The following is a 1,038-nucleotide window of genomic DNA, read 5'->3' on the forward strand; positions in this document are numbered from 1 at the left end:
CGGGGGCGCACTGTTGCTGCATTCAAGACTGCACGTGCGACCCGCCGGTCCGGTGCACTTGCGTCCAGTCAAGCGCGGCCACCTCTTGTTTGACCCAAGTACAGAAGGCCTGCACATGAGGGTGCTCCCTCCGGCTTTTTGCGCAGACGAGGTGATAGGCTCGGCCCGAGCGCAGGGCGAGCTCGACTGGTATCACGAGCCGCCCCGTGCGTAGGTCGTCATAGGCCAGCACATCGTGCGCAAGCAGCACGCCGGCACCTTCGCCTGCGGCATCGAGCGCGTGATCGGCGCTGTTGAAGCGCAGCCCGCGACTGACATCGACGGCGTCGACGCCTGCCGCCTTGAACCAGTCGGCCCAGTCTGGCACCTGGGCGCGGCCGGCGAGCGTGTCGTCATGGATCAGCGGCACACGCTTGAGCGCCTCCGGCCGCTCCAAAGGCCCGTGCATCTGGATCAGCCCAGGGCTGCATACCGGCACGATGGACAGCTCGATCAGCTTCTCGATCACAAGTGCCGAGTCAGCCGCAGCGTCGATCGGCAGGTTGCGTATCGCAACGTCGACGCCGTCGGTCGTGAAATTGGCATTGCTGCCGGACGAGGAAACGCGAACGTCGATCTCGGGGTAAGCGCTTGCGAAGCGGTAGAGCCGCGGCGCCAGCCAGTTCGCGGTGAAGCCTGGCGGCGTGCTGATCACGACGAAAGTCCGTTCAATGGGTTGCGCGGCTCGCCGCGCTGCCTCCGCGGCCGCCTCCGCCTGAGTAAGCGCCAGCCGTGCATGGTCGAGGAAGGCGCGCCCGGCGGTGGTTAATTCGATACCGTGCACGCTTCGATTCATCAGCGGAACGCCGACCTCGTATTCGAGATCGCGGATTTGGCGGCTCAGCGAAGGCTGCGCCGTGTGCAGCCTTTTCTCAGCCGCGAGCGTCAGGCTGCCCTCCTCGGCGACCGCGACGAAATAGCGAAGGTGCCGTAGCTCCATAGCGCCTTCCATCTTCAAGGCATGCCCCCCACCTTACAAAGTCTTTTTCGCGGGCGCCA

Annotated in this window: 1 protein-coding gene; it reads right to left on the bottom strand. The window is 65.2% G+C overall.

What is annotated here, in order from left to right:
• Positions 1-22: 22 nt before the first annotated feature.
• Complete coding sequence (locus B5V02_RS12765; RefSeq protein ID WP_111544555.1) at positions 23-991, bottom strand: LysR substrate-binding domain-containing protein; 969 nt, start codon at positions 989-991, stop codon at positions 23-25.
• Positions 992-1,038 lie beyond the last annotated feature (47 nt).

The sequence above is a fragment of the Mesorhizobium kowhaii genome (genome assembly GCF_003253745.1).
In the GTDB taxonomy this organism is placed as follows: domain Bacteria; phylum Pseudomonadota; class Alphaproteobacteria; order Rhizobiales; family Rhizobiaceae; genus Mesorhizobium; species Mesorhizobium kowhaii.

Excerpts from the sequence above, each read along its gene's own strand:
- B5V02_RS12765 (WP_111544555.1), bottom strand. The coding sequence starts at position 991 with ATGGAAGGCGCTATGGAGCTACGGCACCTTCGCTATTTCGTCGCGGTC.